This window comes from Secundilactobacillus paracollinoides DSM 15502 = JCM 11969 (assembly GCF_001311135.1).
GTDB lineage: Bacteria > Bacillota > Bacilli > Lactobacillales > Lactobacillaceae > Secundilactobacillus > Secundilactobacillus paracollinoides.
Genome location: NZ_BBAG01000005.1, coordinates 56,868 through 73,451, shown reverse-complemented (window position 1 = coordinate 73,451; position 16,584 = coordinate 56,868). Strand labels below are relative to the sequence as shown.

Here is a 16,584-nt window from a genome sequence, read left to right as displayed (position 1 = left end):
CCAGGATATGCGCCGGATGCAAGCAGCTGCCATTCTCAAAGAAGCAGGTGCCGATGCTGTGATCAACAACATTGCCGACCTGATTCCAATGATTGAATCCCTCAACGATCATCAACAAGCAACCCCGTTGCTCCTGACACCAGGTCCGCTCACAACAACAGCAACGGTGAAGGCTAGTATGCAAGCCGACCACGGCACCTGGGATGACGATTACAAAGAACTCACACAATGGGTTCGTCATGAATTGGTCGCCATCGCAAACGCCCGCCAAAAAGACTACACAGCCGTTCTGATGCAAGGAAGCTGATCGTTTGGCGTTGAGGCCACTCTGGGAACCGCCATTCCGAAACAAAATGCCACCCTACTGATTGCTGCAAATGGTGCATACGGCGAACGAATGATGCAAATGGCCGATTACCTGAACATCGCACATGTTGATCTGAAGGTGTCTGAAACTGAACCGATTACCCATGACTTGGTTGCAACGATGTTAAATGCCCACCCAGAAATCACCCATTTTGCAATGGTGCATTGCGAGACAACGACTGGCATCTTAAACCCGATCGAGACCATTCTTCCAGAATTGCAAGAGCGGCACATTGTGACCATCGTGGATGCTATGTCGAGCTTTGGTGGCGTGCCAATCGATCTCACTGCGCTACAAGCAGATTACCTCATTACGAGTTCTAACAAGTGTATTCAGGGTGTCCCAGGCTTTAGTATCGTCCTTGCTAAACGAGCAACTTTAGAAACGACGCAATACCAAGCACGGTCACTCTCACTGGACCTCTATGATCAGTACAAGACGTTTGAAGAACATGACGGTAAGTGGCGCTTTACGTCACCAACCACGTGGTTTATGCCTTTGCTCAAGCCCTGCGCGAATTGGCCGACGAAGGTGGCATCACCGTTCGTTTCCGGCGCTACCAAAAAAATGAACAACTCATCCGTGAGGGACTCCTTGCTCTGGGCTATCAGGTCGTGATTGCCGAGGCCGTTCAATCACCAATCATTACCTCATTCCTCTATCCTACAGACGACTTCGATTTTCGGGCCTTTTACAACTACCTTAAAGACCGCGGCTTCCTTATCTACCCAGGTAAGGTCTCTAAGGCAGACAGTTTCCGAATCGGCAACATTGGTGACATTAGTAAAGCCGATGTGACTCGACTTCTACAAATTATCACTGACTATACGACACAAGAATTACACCTCACTGTCGCACAATAGTACCCATCCCCTCATCCACAGTCCCCCACTGTATTAAGGATGATCACCACCCCTATAACCCTCCCAGCACCCACTTGGACTGAGCATCCCCCTCAGCCAAGTGGGTGCTTTACTTTATCCGCACAGAGACGTGCTAGCAGCCACAATCCTATTCCGTTACTTGCCACCTTTAAATAAATTGGGCAATTCCCCAATTGGCAGGTCACCACAATGACGCGATAATGGAAGTTAATTTAGAACAAGTCCCCGTCGGAACAATAATGACAGTTGTTTATATCTTTACTGTTGACATTTGTAAACTTCGGGATTATGCTATGTTCATAGTTTACATATGTAGTCCATGTAAAAAGGAGGAAACACCATGCTTAAAATAAGTGTTTTAATCGTTGGTCTAGCAGTTATCGGCTTTATCGTCTGGTGGTTTTTCGGTAAACATACCACTGAAGAGGTCGCTGCTGATGTTCAAGATCAGCAACAAGAAATTGATATTGAAGTCAACGGTGGCTACTCACCGGAAACGGTCGTCTTAAAACAAGGCGTGCCGGCCATCCTGAACTTCACCAGAAAAGATGCATCAAGTTGTTTAGACCGAGTTGTCTTCAGCGACTTTGGCATCAACCAGGAACTGCCGCGGAACCAAAAAGAAGCCATCACCATCGACACTACCAAGCCGGGTGAATACCAGTGGGCTTGCGGCATGGATATGTTTCATGGCAAATTGATCATTAAATAATTGGAGGACATTATGATGAGCGAAAACAAACAACAAGCAACAGTCGAAGTCGCAGGCGGCTACAAACCAGAAACGATTACCCTGCACCAAGGGATTCCTGCAGAACTCAGCTTTACCCGGACGAATGATCAGGGCTGTTTAGACGTTGTCCATTCTAAGGCGTTGAACTTTGAAGAAGAATTGCCACTCAATGAAACCAAAACGGTCACTATCGATACCAGTAAAACTGGCGAATTTGACTTTAGTTGCGGCATGGACATGTTTCACGGAAAGATGGTCATTGAACCATGAGTATCAGCCAACGTTTTTGGATCTCACTGATCCTCTCACTACCAATGTTGGCCAACATGATCCTAATGCCATTTGGCTGGAATTTACCGGGTGGTGCATGGACCGAGTTGGTGCTCACAACGTTGATTATGTTAATTTCCGCTCGACCGTTTTGGGAAAGTGCTTGGGCCTCTTTTACAAAACACCACTCCAACATGGATACGCTCGTTGCGATTGGGACAGTAACGGCCTACGTCTACAGCATTTATGCCATGATTACCCATCAAGACGTGTTCTTTGAAAGTGCCGCCTTCGTCACAACTTTCGTTTTACTGGGACAAGTCTTTGAAGAGCGCATGCGAAACAATGCCTCGAACGCTGTTGAAAAACTTGCCAACCTTCAAGCTAAGGATGCCGAAGTCCTGCGTAACGGTCAATTTACCAAGATCCCGCTTTCTGAGGTTGTGGTCGGCGACTTTATTCGGGTTAAGCCAGGACAAAAGATTCCCGTTGATGGTGTGATCACTGAAGGTGTGTCAAGTGTGGATGAATCAATGGTCACTGGTGAAAGTATGCCCGTTGAAAAGAAGACGGACGACGCCGTTATCGGTGCCACCATCAACGGTAACGGGACGTTCACCTTCAAAGCCAGCAAAATCGGTGAAGACACCATGCTGTCACAAATCGTTGAACTGGTCAAAAAAGCACAAAATAGCCACGCACCCATTCAAAATTTAACGGATAAAGTCTCCGATATTTTTGTTCCGATTGTCTTGATTCTGGCAATTCTAACGTTTCTCGTTTGGTACGTCTTCTTAGGTGCAAGTGTTGCGAATGCGTTGATCTTCGCTGTTTCTGTGGTTGTCATCGCCTGCCCATGTGCGCTTGGGTTAGCAACCCCCACCGCACTCATGGTTGGCACCGGTCGCGGTGCTAAAATGGGGATCCTCATTAAAGACGGCACCGTTTTGGAAGCCGTCAATGATATTCAAACTGTCGTGTTTGATAAAACAGGAACCATCACAGTTGGCAAACCTCAAGTGACTGACATCGTTGGCGACACCAAACAAGTGCTGAGCATCGCCGCAAGTTTGGAAGAAGACTCCGAACATCCGCTTGCTGCCGCTATCCTGGATCGTGCTAAGGCGGATAACATCACCCTCAGCGCCACCAACAATTTTAAAGCCATCGAAGGTAAGGGTGTTGAAGCGCAACTCAACGGTCAAAGCGGCGTTGTTGGTAACGATAAACTCGCACAGGACCTCACCTTTAGCGATGACTTGAGAGCGCAAATGGTCACCTTACAAAATGAGGCCAAGACAGTGGTTCTGGTTGGCCTTGATCAAACAGTGATCGGCTTGATTGCCATTCAGGATGTCCCAAAGGCAACGTCACAAGAAGCCGTTGCCGACCTCAAGGCACGGGGACTTAAAACTGTGATGCTCACCGGCGATAATCAGCGGGTCGCACAAGCAGTTGCTAATGAAGTTGGTATTGATGACGTTATCGCCGATGTGCTTCCTGGCGATAAGGCCGACCACATCGCCGAACTGCAAAAGAGCGGCAAAGTCGCCTTCGTAGGGGATGGCATCAACGACGCCCCCGCGCTGACAACTGCCGATGTTGGGATCGTCATGGGTTCCGGAACTGATATTGCCATTGATTCAGGCGGCATCGTTCTTGTTAAAAACGATCTGCGTGATGTCGACCGGGCTTTGGCACTGAGTAAAAAAACGTTTAACCGGATCAAACTCAATCTCTTTTGGGCATTCGTTTATAACGTGCTTGGCATTCCGGTTGCTGCCGGTCTCTTCTACTTCATCGGTATCAGTCTGAGCCCCGAACTTGCTGGGTTGGCTATGGCATTCAGCTCACTTTCCGTTGTTACCAGTTCAGTCCTACTAAACAAAGCTAAAATCAAGCCAAAGCATCACGTCCAGCTTGATTAAGCCAACAAAAAAGGCGTTCGCGATTTAACACTGCGAAAACGTCTTTTTTGATAGTTAAAGGCCAATCCCATTTGCAAACAATTGCTGGTACAATGCCAGTTCAGCTGGTGTGTCACGACTGCTCATAAAGGTCACCGACTGTTTGGTATGCCCCGACCGTAATAGATCATGGTCAGCCAGTTGTCGTTTCAAATAATTGGTCAACCCCTCGTACCCTGTATAAAGGTCAACGTGGTGGTCAAACTGGGCCTGAATGAGTTTTCCGATAAACGGATAATGTGTGCACCCCAACACAACGCCATCAATGGGTTCGTTGACCACCGGCGCCATTAACTCAGTTAAATGGGCGGTGATTTCTAGAAGTCCAGCATGTCCCTGCTCAATGCGGTCGGCTAATCCTGGACACGGTAACGAATGGATATCGGCCTGATCCGCAAACCGTGCCACCTGAGCGCGATACTTTGGTAAACTGATCGTGAGCGGCGTCCCCATCACCAAAATATGCTGTTTGCCAGCATCAACTGCCTCTTTTAACGCTGGTTCAATACCAAGAATGGGCATATCTGGATAGGCCGTCATCAGTTGCGGCTTAGCAGCGCTCGTTGCCGTATTGCAAGCAATCACGATTGCCTTAACACCCTGATTGCGTAACGTCTCGATGACATTATTCGCCAATGTCTGTACCGTCGTCGCATCCTTTTCGCCATATGGTGCGTTCGCGGAATCGCCATAAAAAATAAAATCTTCGTCCGGCAGTAGTTTTGTCAGCGTCTGTAACGTACTGATACCACCCACACCAGAGTCTAAAACGCCAATTGGTGATTGTTGATTGACCATGATATAAACCTCTTTTTGAGAAATAGAGTCTAGGATAACCATCCGTAAGTTGTTCTAGCTTTTAAACGTAATGATGCTGAAACTCTAGTATAGTACACCTTTTGGCGCAATACAAAGTCGCGGGGTTAAAGGCTGTTAAATGGCATTTGGGTGTTGATTTTTTGGTTGGCTGGGTTCGCTTTGTTGTGGGTTTGTGGTGTTTGGTGAGTTGCTTTCTTGAGCGTCGTGTTGGAACAAGTTCGTTGGTAGGCGAGGAGGACCGTATGTGGCACTCTGGTCTAAACGTTAGGGCTTGCAAGCCTTTCTCGGCAGCTGTGCCGAAACGAGTTCCACAAGGCACGGGGCTAACGTGTAACGGACTCTGACCAAAAAGTCAGGCCCGGACTCCTTTCTAGGCAGCTGTGCCGAAACGAGTTCCAGCAAGCAAGGGGCTAATGTATAAGGCACTCTGGCCTAAAAGTCAGAACCGGACTTTTAGGCCAGAGTGCCTTATACACCGCCCCTTAACCGCTTGCTTCCACTCTCTACACCGTAATCCTATCCCGCCCCATTCTCTTCGATTGATACAAATTCTTATCCGCTCTTCGAAAGGCTTCTGTCGCGTTACGGTCATGGCGGGTCATTGTTGTCACACCAAACGAGGCTGTGATGCGAATTTGCTCGCCCTGGTCACGGACGATCAGTCTTCGCAACCTTATTTGACACAGTTCAGTAATTTGTCTAGCCATTTCCGGTGTCCTGTCCACCAGCACAATGGCGAATTCCTCGCCACCCGTTCGATACAAGGTATCAGCAGCGCCAACTTCACTCAGTACCTGTTGAACGGTGCTGCACGTTGCCATCAGCACCTGATTACCCGCTAAATGGCCAAACGTGTCATTCACACTTTTAAAGTGATCCACGTCAAACACGATCAGGGACGTTTGCCGATTATGGTGCACCTTACTAAAGGCTCGTTCCAGGTCATCTCGAAACATCATCCAATTTCTAGCGCCAGTCAGGGCATCGTACTGCACTTCCTGCGTCAGCTTGACTAAAACGCGCTGATCATTATGCAACTGTCGATTAAAGGTGTACACGCCAAAACCGCTGACCAGAAAAGCCACAATCTGGACTAGCAACTGCGCGTGGGTAATATAGTAGCTCACCGAAACGGCATACCACGACCCCATGCCAACCAGTAGTGGCGGTATCGCGTATAATACCGGCCGCCGATCAAAAAAGCTGTTATACAGGCGTTCAGTAAAGATGATGGCACCCGCAATCATGAATACCGCCCAAGTATATACTGACATCGACCCGGTTCCGCCAAGAATGACGGCGCCCATCGACTGAACGATCAAAAAACTCCACACGGATTTCAACATGAGATTACTGTAGATCAACACTAAAAATTGAGCGTTAATAAAGATCCAGTACAGCGTTCCATCGTTTGACTGATGCCACCATGATTGTGCCAGAAAATAGAGGCCAACGAGCGCAACGCACACATAGCCTACAAGCGCGAGTTCCTGCCGAAACACGCTTAACCAATGTCGCTTAGTCGCCAGTCGTTCGCTGACCGTCTCAATATTGCCAAATATCGCCGCAAAGCCAACCAATCCAAACGTTAAAAAGGCCATGCTGCTAAATAGATTTCGCCAAAACATGGTGATCACCACCCTACCTACGCGTTTGCTGATGTCTAGAACCATCGCCTAGACATGCTTGTTAAGTCAATAGTAGCACTTTGTCACGTGATAACCGAACAATTATTAATAAACTGTCTGTTTTCATATTATTAGATATAGAAATGGGCTATTTCACTATCACTAATCAGCATAAAATACACTAGACGTCTCTCATCACCTTGATTGACCCACTAAACTATGCTACACTTTTTTAAAATTGAACAACGATACAAAACAAGTTCTGATAGCGGGAATCACATCCCGTCATGATACTGGCGCAGTTTGCTAGGCGAGAATCGCCTACTGAACTGCGCCCTTTTTGGAGGTTTTACGATGCATAAACGATTTACCAGCTTCGCCCTGCTTCTTATTTTAATTGCCGCCAACATGCGGATCGCCATTATTGTCATTCCGCCGTTGACCACGATGTTGCAACACAGTCTGGGACTTTCAACATCCCAGATTGGCTCACTGACATCGATTCCCCTGCTGTGCTTTGGGCTTTTTTCTGCCATCGGCAGTCTCATTATTAAGAAAGTCGGCCTGCACACCACACTGATAACGGGATTGATTGTCCTGACGATCGCAAACTTTGTCCGGGTCTATTCGCCAACGCTACTTTTTATCGGAACGCTATTTGTGGGTCTCGCCATCGCCGTATTGAATATTGGGATTCCGATTCTCGTCCTCTCCTGGTTCCCCGGGGATCAGATTCGATTGAACGGCTTATATACTGCATCGTTGAACCTCTTTGCGGCCATTGTTGCCGGTGGAACCGCCACTACCGCGCAACACCTTGGCTGGCAGCATACTGTTCAGCTCATTTCCATCCCCGCACTCCTCGCCGTTATCTATCTGGGCATTTTCCTATTACGCACGCCCAAACAAGTTGCGCAGCCGGCACCCTCATCTGCTGCAACCACTGAGACAGCAGCGACACCCCACCATTCCGTTTACCAAAACAGTGCTGTGTGGCTTCTCATGGTCTTCATGGGCGTCCAATCTGCGATTTACTATGCGCGGTTGCCTGGCTTCCCAGTCTGCTGACGAGTCACGGCCTTTCTGCCACCACCAGCAACCTCATTTTCGGTGTTTTCCAAATTATCGGCGTGCCCTTTTCCTACTGGGCACCGCGCTTTCTCACCGGCTATAAACAGCTTCGCATTGGCCTCACACTGATCCTGCTAGGCTACCTCATCGGCCTGACACCGTTTCTCTTCAACAGCGGCACCGTCGTTTTGACGATTGCCACAATGATTCTCGGTGCCACCACCGCGGCCATCTTTTCGCTAGCAATGAGTTTCATTACAATTCTGGCCAACACCCCTGATGAAGCGGGTCAAATTGGCGGTACTGCCCAATCAGGCGGCTACCTCATTGCCAGCATCAGCCCGTATTGTTAGGCGTTCTGCAAAGTCACACGCATTCCTGGTCCGACATTGTGATCGTCCTCATGATTCTCGCGGTCATCAACATTACCATCGGTTTTGTCCTAAATCGCAATCATTTCAAACGTGCCTAGTGTTGGTTTGGTATACTTAAGAAAACGCTGGCCATTGGGGGAAACAACATGGCCTACAACTTAACACTGGAATACAATTTCACGATCTGGGTACTCTACTTCTTCGCCTACGCCTTCGTCGGCTGGGTCTGGGAAAGTGGCTACGTCAGTGTCCGCAAGAAAAAATGGACGAACTCAGGTTTCCTAAACGGCCCAGCAATTCCCGTCTACGGTTTCAGCATGATTGCGGTTCTGGCCGCCATTCATCCGTTCGAGCACAACCTCATCGCCGTCTATTTCGTCAGCGCCATTCTCATCACGGTTATCGAATACATCACCAGCTGGCTGATGGAAGTCCTCTTTCACGCGCGGTGGTGGGATTACAGTAAAGTGCCGTTAAATCTAAACGGCCGAGTCGCACTCCCCATCTCTGCCTTTTGGGGACTCGGTGTGGTGGTTATCGTCAAGGTGATCCACCCGCTGGTCGCTAAGGCGGTGCTTCATCTGGCTGCGATCCATGGAATTTTTGGTGCTATCGTGTTATTAATTCTATTCGCCTTCGACTTTGGCTTCACCCTTGCGAACGTTCTTGCCTTTGGCGCAGCTACCAAACGGATCGGTGACGTCATTGAAGATAAGAAGAAAGAGTTGCGTGACCGAAGCGATGCCACCTTGGAGAATGCCAAAAACCGGTTGGACACTTACCGTTCTGGTCAGGATACTGGCGATAAGGTGCCACGGTTGAATTACGTGCAACGCCGTCTTCTTCACGGGTTCCCGAACCTGCAAGTTCACGGAACTGATACGTCTGCTAAAGAAATTACTGCCCTGGCCGACGTGATGAAACGCCGTCGCAAACAGAACGACAAATAAGTCATAAAAATAACGTGTTCAAGGCCGATTGACCCTGAACACGTTATTTTAGTCTAAAAATGTTTCATGTGAAACATTGAGTTGTCTATTTAATTGATCAGACACATTAGTTATGACGACGTCTTGGCGCAACGAGTCTCAGTAACCCGCCAAGCAGTGCGAGCCCAAGAATCGCAAGGCTATTGGTATGTTGTTCGCTCGTTTGCGGCAACGATTCAGCCTTGGCTGCAGTCTTGGTTGGTGTTGCAGCACTGTTTGGTGTTTCAACCTGGACGTTACTGCTGGTGGTTAAGATTGTTGGTGTCGTGTCGCCGGCAGTTGTGGTGGTCGTTTGGTTACCGTTGGCAGCTGTTGGTGTGAGCGTGTCAGCAGACGGTCCAGCCGGTGTCACATCGTTGTTGTCAGGTGTCGTTGGTGTTTCAGTTAGCGTATCACCTTCTGGCGTTGATGGGACCACGTCACTTGGTGTTGTTGGTGCAGTTGGCACGTTGGTGACTGTGTCCGGCGTAGGAGTTGATGGCGTGGTGTCGTTTGGCGTAGTTGGCGTTGGCACGTCCGTCTTGGTGTAGACGTGTAGTGGGGTGCCAATACCTGGAACGCCGTCTTCATCCTTTGGTGTTTTACCTTTAGCAGTTACTGAACCCGGTACGTTCGCCTTTGTGTAGACGTGCAATGGGGGTTGTCCCTGGTACACCATCATCACTATCTTCCGGTGTTTTCCCAGTTGCAGTTACTGGTGCCGGAACGAGAACTTTAGTAAATACCTGCATTGCGGACGGGTCATCTGGTGTACCTGCTGGATCCTCAGGTATTTCTCTTTGAATTGACAACGTAATGTTATAAGTAGAAGGCTCATAGTTAAACTGCCCCGAAATCGATTTATCACCAGCATATTCATGCAATTTTGAAAAAGTTCCGACCAGAATTGCGCCACTCCCATCAGCTGGCGTATAAGTCGTTGTATCATTACTCCCTATAGAAACAAAAGTCATGTAATTATATGCATTGAGCACATAATTAACTGCTCCAAATGTCGGCGCAAGTGTTGCACCATCCGTAACAGTTCTTGAAACATCGCCTAAAGATGGCGTACTATCATCTGTGAGCAATTGAGGTGAATAAACCTCATATATTAATTTTGCTGGAATGTACCATCACCCTCATCAGTATAGAGACCTTCTGTTTTACCATCAACAACCCCAATGAGCTTTAAATTCGCACCCGGATTAGCAGCGTTATAATCATCAATTGATTTTTGCACCAATGCAGTTACCGTATTTACAGCCTCTCCCAGCGTTATATTAGGAGTTGTTTCGGTCAGCCCTGCCTTTTTCAAAGCATCTTCGTAACCATTATCCGCAAGTATATAACCATCTCCTTCGAGAGTAGTCAGTTCCGATGCAAGTTCATCACTAACCTCGGCACTGTTAAAACGACCCGTAATATCATCAATATTTTCGCCAGTATTTAAATCTACTACTTGTGTGTCATTCGGATTATCTGGATCCACAAGCGTAAAGTGAATAGTTGTTGGTGTTGCATCAAGGTCCTGATCTTCTTCCGTGACTGGACTAATACTTGCCGGATCGTCATTTGTGAGGTCAACGCTGGTATCTGCAATTTGTCCTTCATCAGGCACGTTGTCAGCAACACCCATTATTTCTTTAGTGCTTCCGTCTGAATACGTATTAACCCTTGCACCATTAGATTGATCTATTGTGACACTGACGATTGTTTTAGACTCGTTAGGATTATCCGCTGGCGTTGTCGACGTGAATGACGATGATACAGATGAACCCTCATTGCTTTCTTGTTGATTCTGCTTTATCGCCTTGTCCCGGCGTCCCCGGTTCGTCCGGATCGGACTGGCCGGTGTCAGTATTTCCTTGTTCTAGCTGTTCAGACTGAGACTGTTCGCTACCGGTGCCTTCTTGCGCAGCATTACCATCTGGATCAGGAGTCTCATTTCCGTTAGAAACAGGATCAGCCTGAGAATCCTCGGGTGATGACGCTGAATTCAAGGTAAGTGACTTTGTAACAGTCAAATCGCTGTCGTTGGTCACCGAAGTTGTCTCACCACTAGCTGGCTCCCCAGTACTATCAGCGTTCGCCACAACGCCACCAGAAATAGCCGCAATTCCCATTGCAGCTGTCGTGATGCCGGCAGCAAGCCAAAGCTTACCTGCCTTATATAGTTTAACGTGGTGCTTACGTTCCGTTGTTGCTTGCATCAGTTGTTGCTTGCATCAGTTGTTGATGATTGTTCTTCGTCATGATGTGTATCCCCCTAAAATAATATCTGACGGTTGCCTGCCACCCTATTGGCAAGACAAACAACCCCATCACCTTAATAGTCCTTCCTCCCTGAATGACTAATAAGTATAAGCGGTCCCGATACCGCTTTCAGATACATATTATCACTTTTGTGTTGGTTTATACACATTTTTTTGATTCTGTTGTTATTTTTACATATCGAATAAACTGTTTTAACTATCAACTAATAATTAATTGCTAATTCAAGGAATCACAAGTTGCGAGACACGGGGGATTTCAGCGTCAGTTGACGAGTAAACTATTTGAAAATGCTTATCTTAAAAACTTATTTTTATATATTACATTTTCGTTACATGCAAGAATAATTGCATTTTACGCAACACTTCTCGGACGTGCTACTTTCTCATTCTCTTGGTTAAAAAATGCACAGTTGTGCAATTTTTAAACTGATTTCGAGTGAAAAAATACACTATAAATAATTATTGCTGGTAAATAAATGCTTATAATCACTTAGAACAGCCATAACTTATGCCAATTATTTTGTTAAACATCATATGGTACTCTTAACTTAAAGATAATATTATTATTAATAGATAGTTAGCTTTCTAAGGGGAGGACTGCTCATTTATGTCTAAACGTGTCATCACGGCTATGCTAATTTTGCTGATTTGCCTAGTAGCGGGTAGTGCGGGCATTATCCGGCTCATCGCAAAACCGGTTGCACAAAAACAGCCAGTATCAGGCACTAGCCGCCGAGCACAAGCACATCAGGTCGTTTTAAAACCGCATCACGCATCAAAAATACCGACAACACCAAGTTCTGTCACGTCACACGTCATATATTCAAAAGCGTTACAACAGAATTGGCACTACCGCGTGTATCTGCCTAAAAACTACGCGCGCTTAAAGACTGACGGCCAGCACTTCGCCTCAATCTACATGCTTCACGGCCTGTACGGTGATGAAACAAACCTAACGACCCAAGCGCACTCTAAACAGGTTTTAGATCAACTCGTTAACAGCCAACACTTGCCAGTTGTAGTGATTTTTCCTGACGGCAGCAACTCGTTTTACCTTGATACAGAAACGCAGAAAATGGCATCCGCTATCATGACGGAACTCATTCCAAAAATGACAACGACCTACCAGTTAGCCGGGGCAAAACATCGCGCCGTTGGTGGCATCTCCATGGGTGGTTACGGCGCTGCTAATTTAACGTTTCGGCACCCCAACGCCTTTCATACCGCGGCACTCATTTCACCAGCTGTCTGGCAACAAGTCCCGCAAACGGTGCAGGCGAACACCCAGATATCGGCCTTCAAGCACAACGGTGCGTTCTCTCAAGCACTGTACGATCAAAATCAGCCGACGCGGTATCTTGGCACCTATCTCAAAAAGGGCCGCCAACCCGCTGCCTTCTATATTGAATCAACATCGCAGGACACCACTGTGCCAATCGCCGCCGTCAACCAGTTTACCAACGCTTTAAAGCGCCAACACATCCCAGTTACATACCAGATCGACCATTTTGGCAATCACAACTGGACGTACTGGAACCACGCATTACCGCTTGCTTATCGTTTCATCTTTCAACATCTCAAAAACTAAGTTCATTTATTGGGGGGATTTTCATGAACACTTGTCCAAATTGCGGTGCCGCCGTTAAGCCATCTGACACCTTCTGTCAAAACTGCGGCTACAAATTAACCCAGGCAACAACGTCTACACAGCCACAACCAGTTACACCAACGACTACAAGTGCAGCAACGCGCACCGTTCGCAAAAGACATCCGCACCGAAAACTGCGATGGATCAGCGCTATCATCGTCCTTGCGGCGGTTGCGGTCTTTTACTTCTACGGCACCTCAGCCTATAGCAAAACCAAACAAGTCGACAGCATGGTCTCAACGCTAGAATCACATAATGGCGGGTCAGCCGCTAAATTCATGACGACCAAGGATCCGAGTCTGGACATTAATGCCTCAGCGCTTAAGCCGTTTATAACTTATATTACCCAGAACAAGTCCTATTTAGCTCAAATGAAATCGGCGCTCAATAAAAACGACCAAACGAATGATGGTACTTTCAAACTGGTAAAGGACGGCCATCACCTGCTGTTCTTCCCACGCTACAAGCTAGAAGTCACCGCCATGTACCCCACTGTTTCAACCAATGAGGATGGTGCCTCGATCAGTCTGAACGGCGTTAACGTTGCGACTGCTAAAAATGACGATTACACCTATAAGGCTGGCCCGCTCTTTCCAGGTCGTTACACCTTTAAAATGAAGGACGACGAAAACAAACGCTCCGTTGTCGCAAACCTTGTTTCGACGCAGGTTAAAAACGCGAAGGTCGATCTTTCAGTAGAAGACGATGCGACTACCGATGACGGCACTACCGCTACAGCAAATACCTCCGACTCATCCGACACAACAACTGCTCCGGAACCAAACGATGGCAATCATAACAATAGTGGTGACACCAGCGATTACGGTTTATTTGAAGAAGAGTACAAGGGTGACGAACAAGCCGGCATCGATGCTGTTTCTTTCCAGTACGGGTTTGATTACGATGACTATACTTACAAACTCAGCTGGCCGCACACCGATGTGTTGCAGGTCGAAGCCTACGATAAGGATTCACACGATTATGACGGCACTTATCGGTACGACCAAATTCATGATATTGCCAGTGAATTAGATGAAGATACTGGAAAGTTCGAAACTGGTGATTAGTGGGTATATTTAACGTTTTAGTATTAGCTATCGTAAAAGAGCGAGGTCCTGTTGTATTGCGGGATTTCGCTCTTTTATGACGTTATATTTGTTTGGTCGTTAATATAACGTCATATTCGTTTTATTTGTTGGTTAAGTGCTGAATGGGTGATGTAACATTGCGTTGCTTTAGTTTTTGCAGATTGGAGACATCAAAAAAGCGGGTCCGGTTTGGACTCGCTTTTTTTCGATTTTTGATTTTTTTATGTTGGATTGGGTGACGTGGGGTCGGGCCTCATTGCCGAAACGTGTTCCAGAAGGCAGAGGCTCCTGCGTAAGCAACTCTGGCAAAAATGCCAAGTTCAGGCATTTCTGCCAGAGTTGCTTACGCTCCGCCCTCTAACCGCCTTCTTCCACACTCTACACTAGCTTCCCACTATCCATCAACGCCTTAACCTCAGGCTGAACGTGGCCGTATTTCTTAACGGTGCCATCAAAGTCGATAAAGAACATCTTGTACCATACCAAGAACGTGTAAACCGTCCAGATCTGCGCCGGGCATCCGTCTTACCATCGAAGTTATCCTGCAGCAATTGCAAGATCTTGTCCTGGTCGAAGATGTCAGATACCCAATCTTCCTTGAAGAGGCTGCGAACAACATCACAGTAGTCCTCTTCACGTAACCAGGTCTTGATTGGCACTGGGAACCCAAGCTTTGGCCGGTTGGCAAAGTCGGCTGGCAAATGCTTACCTGCGGCTTTCCGGAAGGCCCACTTGGAGTCCTTACTGTTCAAGAGCATCTTAGATGGCACGTTGTTAGCAAATTCTGCAACGTCCTTATCCAAGAATGGCACCCGCAATTCAAGAGAGTGCGCCATTGAGATCTTATCGGCTTTTTGCAGGATATCGTTTAGCATGAAGTGATGCAGGTCGATGTACTGCATCTGCTTGATCTCTTCGGTATCCTTAACCTTCGCAAAGTCCTCTTGGTAGATGCCGTTGACCGTCAAATCATTCTTGTAGTCATCGGTTAAGACCCCGTTGGCTTGGTTTGCAGTGAAGATCGTTGGTTGGTCTGGGTCATAGATGAGCGACTCACCAACGTAGTAGTCAGCTGGCTTAGCGGCCCAGGTGTACAATTGCGTTTTGCCTGGAAAGTTCTTCATCTTCTTGATGCTGTGACCGATCCGGTAGCGCAGGCCCTTTGGTAAATGACGAATACCGTTCGCCACTGCCTTGACCGTGCCATTGGTTGAATGCTCGCCGTAGTTGACATAGCCGGCAAACAGCTCATCGGCACCTTCACCTGACAACGCAACGGTAACCTTCCGCCGAGCTAACCGACAGAGGTACCACAACGGCATTACAGAAGGGTTAGCGTCTGGTTCGTCCAAATGATACTGCATCTCTGGGAAGTCCTCAAAGGCTTCACGTGGGTTCACCGTTTCAACGTTGAAGTTAAATCCATTTTCGTCGGCTAACTCCTTGGCAACGCTGGCTTCATCAAATGGGCCATCGTTGAAGTTCACACTGAAAACTTCCTGCGGCTTCAACACCGTCGTCACGTATGAGGAATCGACCCCTTCGGAAAGAAAGCTCCCAACCGGCACATCAGCGTTATCGTGACGGTCGATCGAATCAGTGACCACGTCATCGATCTCGTCAACAACTTGGTCAACGCTGCGATCGTTTTCAATGTTGTACTTGGCATCCCAGTATTCATGAATGTCTAACTGGCCGTCGTCTGAATATTCAAACCAGTGACCAGCTGGAAAACGATAGACACCCTTGAAGAAGGTTTCCTTCAAATCGTTATACTGGTTCATCAAGTATGGCTTCACAGCCTTCTTGTTGAGTTCCAGCTTGAAGTTCGGGTGCTTCATGAAGGACTTAATTTCTGAGCCCACAATGAATGTATCGCCGTTTTGATAGTAGTACAGCGGCTTGATACCAAAGAAGTCACGGGCACCGTACATGGTCTTCTTATTCATATCATAGATCAGGTAGGCAAACATCCCGCGAACACGTTTAAGTGTGCCCGCCATGCCCCATTCTTCGTAACCATGCAGTAACACTTCTGTATCGGACTTTGTCTTAAAGGTATGCCCCTTTTCGATCAGTTCCTTACGCAGTGACTGGTAGTTGTAAATTTCACCATTAAAGGTCACAAGAATCGAGCCATCTTCATTATAGATGGGTTGCGCCCCAGACTTCAGGTCAATAATACTCAGGCGAACAAAGCCCATGGCCACCTTATCATTCGTATACTTCCCCCCACCGCTCACGTTGGGGCCACGATGTTGAATCATCTTAAGCATCGAATCAAGAACGGCTGGTTTGTCTTCTACTTGCGGATCACTAAAGCAATAATGCCACACATACTGTTGTTCCTCCCTGTAACTTATCTTGCGTTGCGCAATGCGAGTTCTGGAAACTCTCTTCCGGTACTCGCTACTTCCTACAGCCAACGCTTCGTATCAATCAAATTAAGACTCCATTATACTCTAAATCACACCATTTAGACAGGTCTTAA

General features: G+C 47.4%; 14 protein-coding genes and 2 pseudogenes. 9 read left to right on the top strand and 7 right to left on the bottom strand.

Annotation, left to right across the window (positions count from 1 at the left end; all coding sequences use genetic code 11):
* The first annotated feature begins 88 nt into the window (after positions 1–88).
* The 4 genes and pseudogenes from phnW (at position 89) to JCM11969_RS03595 (ending at position 4,182) form a co-directional block, all read left to right on the top strand.
* Positions 89–1,230: pseudogene (gene phnW, locus JCM11969_RS03610) on the top strand (2-aminoethylphosphonate--pyruvate transaminase).
* 361 nt (positions 1,231–1,591) lie between these two features.
* Positions 1,592–1,963 carry a cupredoxin domain-containing protein gene (locus JCM11969_RS03605; protein ID WP_054708365.1) on the top strand — a complete coding sequence of 124 codons (372 nt, stop codon included), beginning with the start codon at positions 1,592–1,594 and terminating at the stop codon, positions 1,961–1,963.
* Positions 1,964–1,978: 15 nt separating this feature from the next.
* Positions 1,979–2,254 (top strand): cupredoxin domain-containing protein, encoded by a 276-nt coding sequence (locus JCM11969_RS03600; RefSeq protein WP_054708362.1) that lies wholly within the window; start codon positions 1,979–1,981, stop codon positions 2,252–2,254.
* Complete coding sequence (locus tag JCM11969_RS03595) at positions 2,251–4,182, top strand: copper-translocating P-type ATPase (RefSeq protein ID WP_054708359.1); 1,932 nt, start codon at positions 2,251–2,253, stop codon at positions 4,180–4,182. Before JCM11969_RS03600 ends, JCM11969_RS03595 begins: the two co-directional genes overlap by 4 nt.
* A 54-nt stretch (positions 4,183–4,236) precedes the next feature.
* Here JCM11969_RS03595 and murI read toward each other — a convergent pair whose 3' ends face one another.
* Both murI and JCM11969_RS03585 read right to left on the bottom strand, forming a co-directional pair.
* Positions 4,237–5,019, bottom strand: coding sequence for a glutamate racemase (murI, locus tag JCM11969_RS03590; RefSeq protein WP_054708354.1), 783 nt, complete (start codon positions 5,017–5,019; stop codon positions 4,237–4,239).
* Positions 5,020–5,543: 524 nt separating this feature from the next.
* Positions 5,544–6,668, bottom strand: coding sequence for a GGDEF domain-containing protein (locus tag JCM11969_RS03585; RefSeq protein ID WP_054708345.1), 1,125 nt, complete (start codon positions 6,666–6,668; stop codon positions 5,544–5,546).
* Positions 6,669–7,022: 354 nt separating this feature from the next.
* Here JCM11969_RS03585 and JCM11969_RS03580 point away from each other — a divergent pair, with 354 nt between their 5' ends.
* From JCM11969_RS03580 to JCM11969_RS03570, 3 genes are all read left to right on the top strand, one after another.
* The gene (locus JCM11969_RS03580) at positions 7,023–7,736 is read left to right on the top strand and encodes an MFS transporter (RefSeq protein ID WP_054708342.1); all 714 of its coding nucleotides are present in this window, start codon (positions 7,023–7,025) and stop codon (positions 7,734–7,736) included.
* On the top strand, positions 7,661–8,092 hold the full coding sequence (locus JCM11969_RS03575) for an MFS transporter (protein ID WP_156319244.1): 432 nt from the start codon (positions 7,661–7,663) through the stop codon (positions 8,090–8,092). The genes JCM11969_RS03580 and JCM11969_RS03575 overlap by 76 nt, the downstream gene beginning before the upstream one ends.
* 167 nt (positions 8,093–8,259) lie before the next feature.
* Positions 8,260–9,063, top strand: a complete 804-nt coding sequence (locus tag JCM11969_RS03570; RefSeq protein WP_054708337.1) for a putative ABC transporter permease — start codon at positions 8,260–8,262, stop codon at positions 9,061–9,063.
* A 106-nt stretch (positions 9,064–9,169) separates the two neighbouring features.
* Here the strand turns inward: JCM11969_RS03570 and JCM11969_RS03565 are convergent, their stop codons facing one another.
* The 4 genes from JCM11969_RS03565 to JCM11969_RS03555 all read right to left on the bottom strand — a co-directional run bounded on the left by JCM11969_RS03565 (position 9,170) and on the right by JCM11969_RS03555 (position 11,294).
* Positions 9,170–9,736 carry an LPXTG cell wall anchor domain-containing protein gene (locus JCM11969_RS03565; RefSeq protein ID WP_056986996.1) on the bottom strand — a complete coding sequence of 189 codons (567 nt, stop codon included), beginning with the start codon at positions 9,734–9,736 and terminating at the stop codon, positions 9,170–9,172.
* Entirely contained in the window at positions 9,690–10,172 is a 483-nt protein-coding gene (locus JCM11969_RS17550; protein ID WP_156319243.1) for a hypothetical protein, read from the bottom strand. Before JCM11969_RS17550 ends, JCM11969_RS03565 begins: the two co-directional genes overlap by 47 nt.
* A gap of 23 nt (positions 10,173–10,195) precedes the next feature.
* Entirely contained in the window at positions 10,196–10,720 is a 525-nt protein-coding gene (locus tag JCM11969_RS03560) for a hypothetical protein (RefSeq protein WP_054708330.1), read from the bottom strand.
* 142 nt (positions 10,721–10,862) lie between these two features.
* Positions 10,863–11,294 carry a KxYKxGKxW signal peptide domain-containing protein gene (locus tag JCM11969_RS03555; RefSeq protein WP_054708327.1) on the bottom strand — a complete coding sequence of 144 codons (432 nt, stop codon included), beginning with the start codon at positions 11,292–11,294 and terminating at the stop codon, positions 10,863–10,865.
* A gap of 670 nt (positions 11,295–11,964) precedes the next feature.
* Between JCM11969_RS03555 and JCM11969_RS03550 the strand changes: the two genes are divergently transcribed.
* On the top strand, positions 11,965–12,945 hold the full coding sequence (locus tag JCM11969_RS03550) for an alpha/beta hydrolase (RefSeq protein ID WP_054708324.1): 981 nt from the start codon (positions 11,965–11,967) through the stop codon (positions 12,943–12,945).
* A gap of 23 nt (positions 12,946–12,968) precedes the next feature.
* Entirely contained in the window at positions 12,969–14,072 is a 1,104-nt protein-coding gene (locus tag JCM11969_RS03545; protein WP_054708321.1) for a TcaA second domain-containing protein, read from the top strand.
* A gap of 399 nt (positions 14,073–14,471) precedes the next feature.
* Here JCM11969_RS03545 and asnB read toward each other — a convergent pair.
* Positions 14,472–16,431, bottom strand: a pseudogene (gene asnB, locus JCM11969_RS03540) (asparagine synthase (glutamine-hydrolyzing)).
* Positions 16,432–16,584 lie beyond the last annotated feature (153 nt).

What these genes read in the sequence shown, in the direction of transcription:
- JCM11969_RS03605 (WP_054708365.1), top strand. Translation starts at nt 1,592, where the DNA reads ATGCTTAAAATAAGTGTTTTAATCGTTGGTCTAGCAGTTATCGGCTTT.
- JCM11969_RS03600 (WP_054708362.1), top strand. Translation starts at nt 1,979, where the DNA reads ATGAGCGAAAACAAACAACAAGCAACAGTCGAAGTCGCAGGCGGCTAC.
- JCM11969_RS03595 (WP_054708359.1), top strand. Translation starts at nt 2,251, where the DNA reads ATGAGTATCAGCCAACGTTTTTGGATCTCACTGATCCTCTCACTACCA.
- murI (WP_054708354.1), bottom strand. Translation starts at nt 5,019, where the DNA reads ATGGTCAATCAACAATCACCAATTGGCGTTTTAGACTCTGGTGTGGGT.
- JCM11969_RS03585 (WP_054708345.1), bottom strand. Translation starts at nt 6,668, where the DNA reads ATGTTTTGGCGAAATCTATTTAGCAGCATGGCCTTTTTAACGTTTGGA.
- JCM11969_RS03580 (WP_054708342.1), top strand. Translation starts at nt 7,023, where the DNA reads ATGCATAAACGATTTACCAGCTTCGCCCTGCTTCTTATTTTAATTGCC.
- JCM11969_RS03570 (WP_054708337.1), top strand. Translation starts at nt 8,260, where the DNA reads ATGGCCTACAACTTAACACTGGAATACAATTTCACGATCTGGGTACTC.
- JCM11969_RS03560 (WP_054708330.1), bottom strand. Translation starts at nt 10,720, where the DNA reads ATGGGTGTTGCTGACAACGTGCCTGATGAAGGACAAATTGCAGATACC.
- JCM11969_RS03555 (WP_054708327.1), bottom strand. Translation starts at nt 11,294, where the DNA reads ATGCAAGCAACAACGGAACGTAAGCACCACGTTAAACTATATAAGGCA.
- JCM11969_RS03550 (WP_054708324.1), top strand. Translation starts at nt 11,965, where the DNA reads ATGTCTAAACGTGTCATCACGGCTATGCTAATTTTGCTGATTTGCCTA.
- JCM11969_RS03545 (WP_054708321.1), top strand. Translation starts at nt 12,969, where the DNA reads ATGAACACTTGTCCAAATTGCGGTGCCGCCGTTAAGCCATCTGACACC.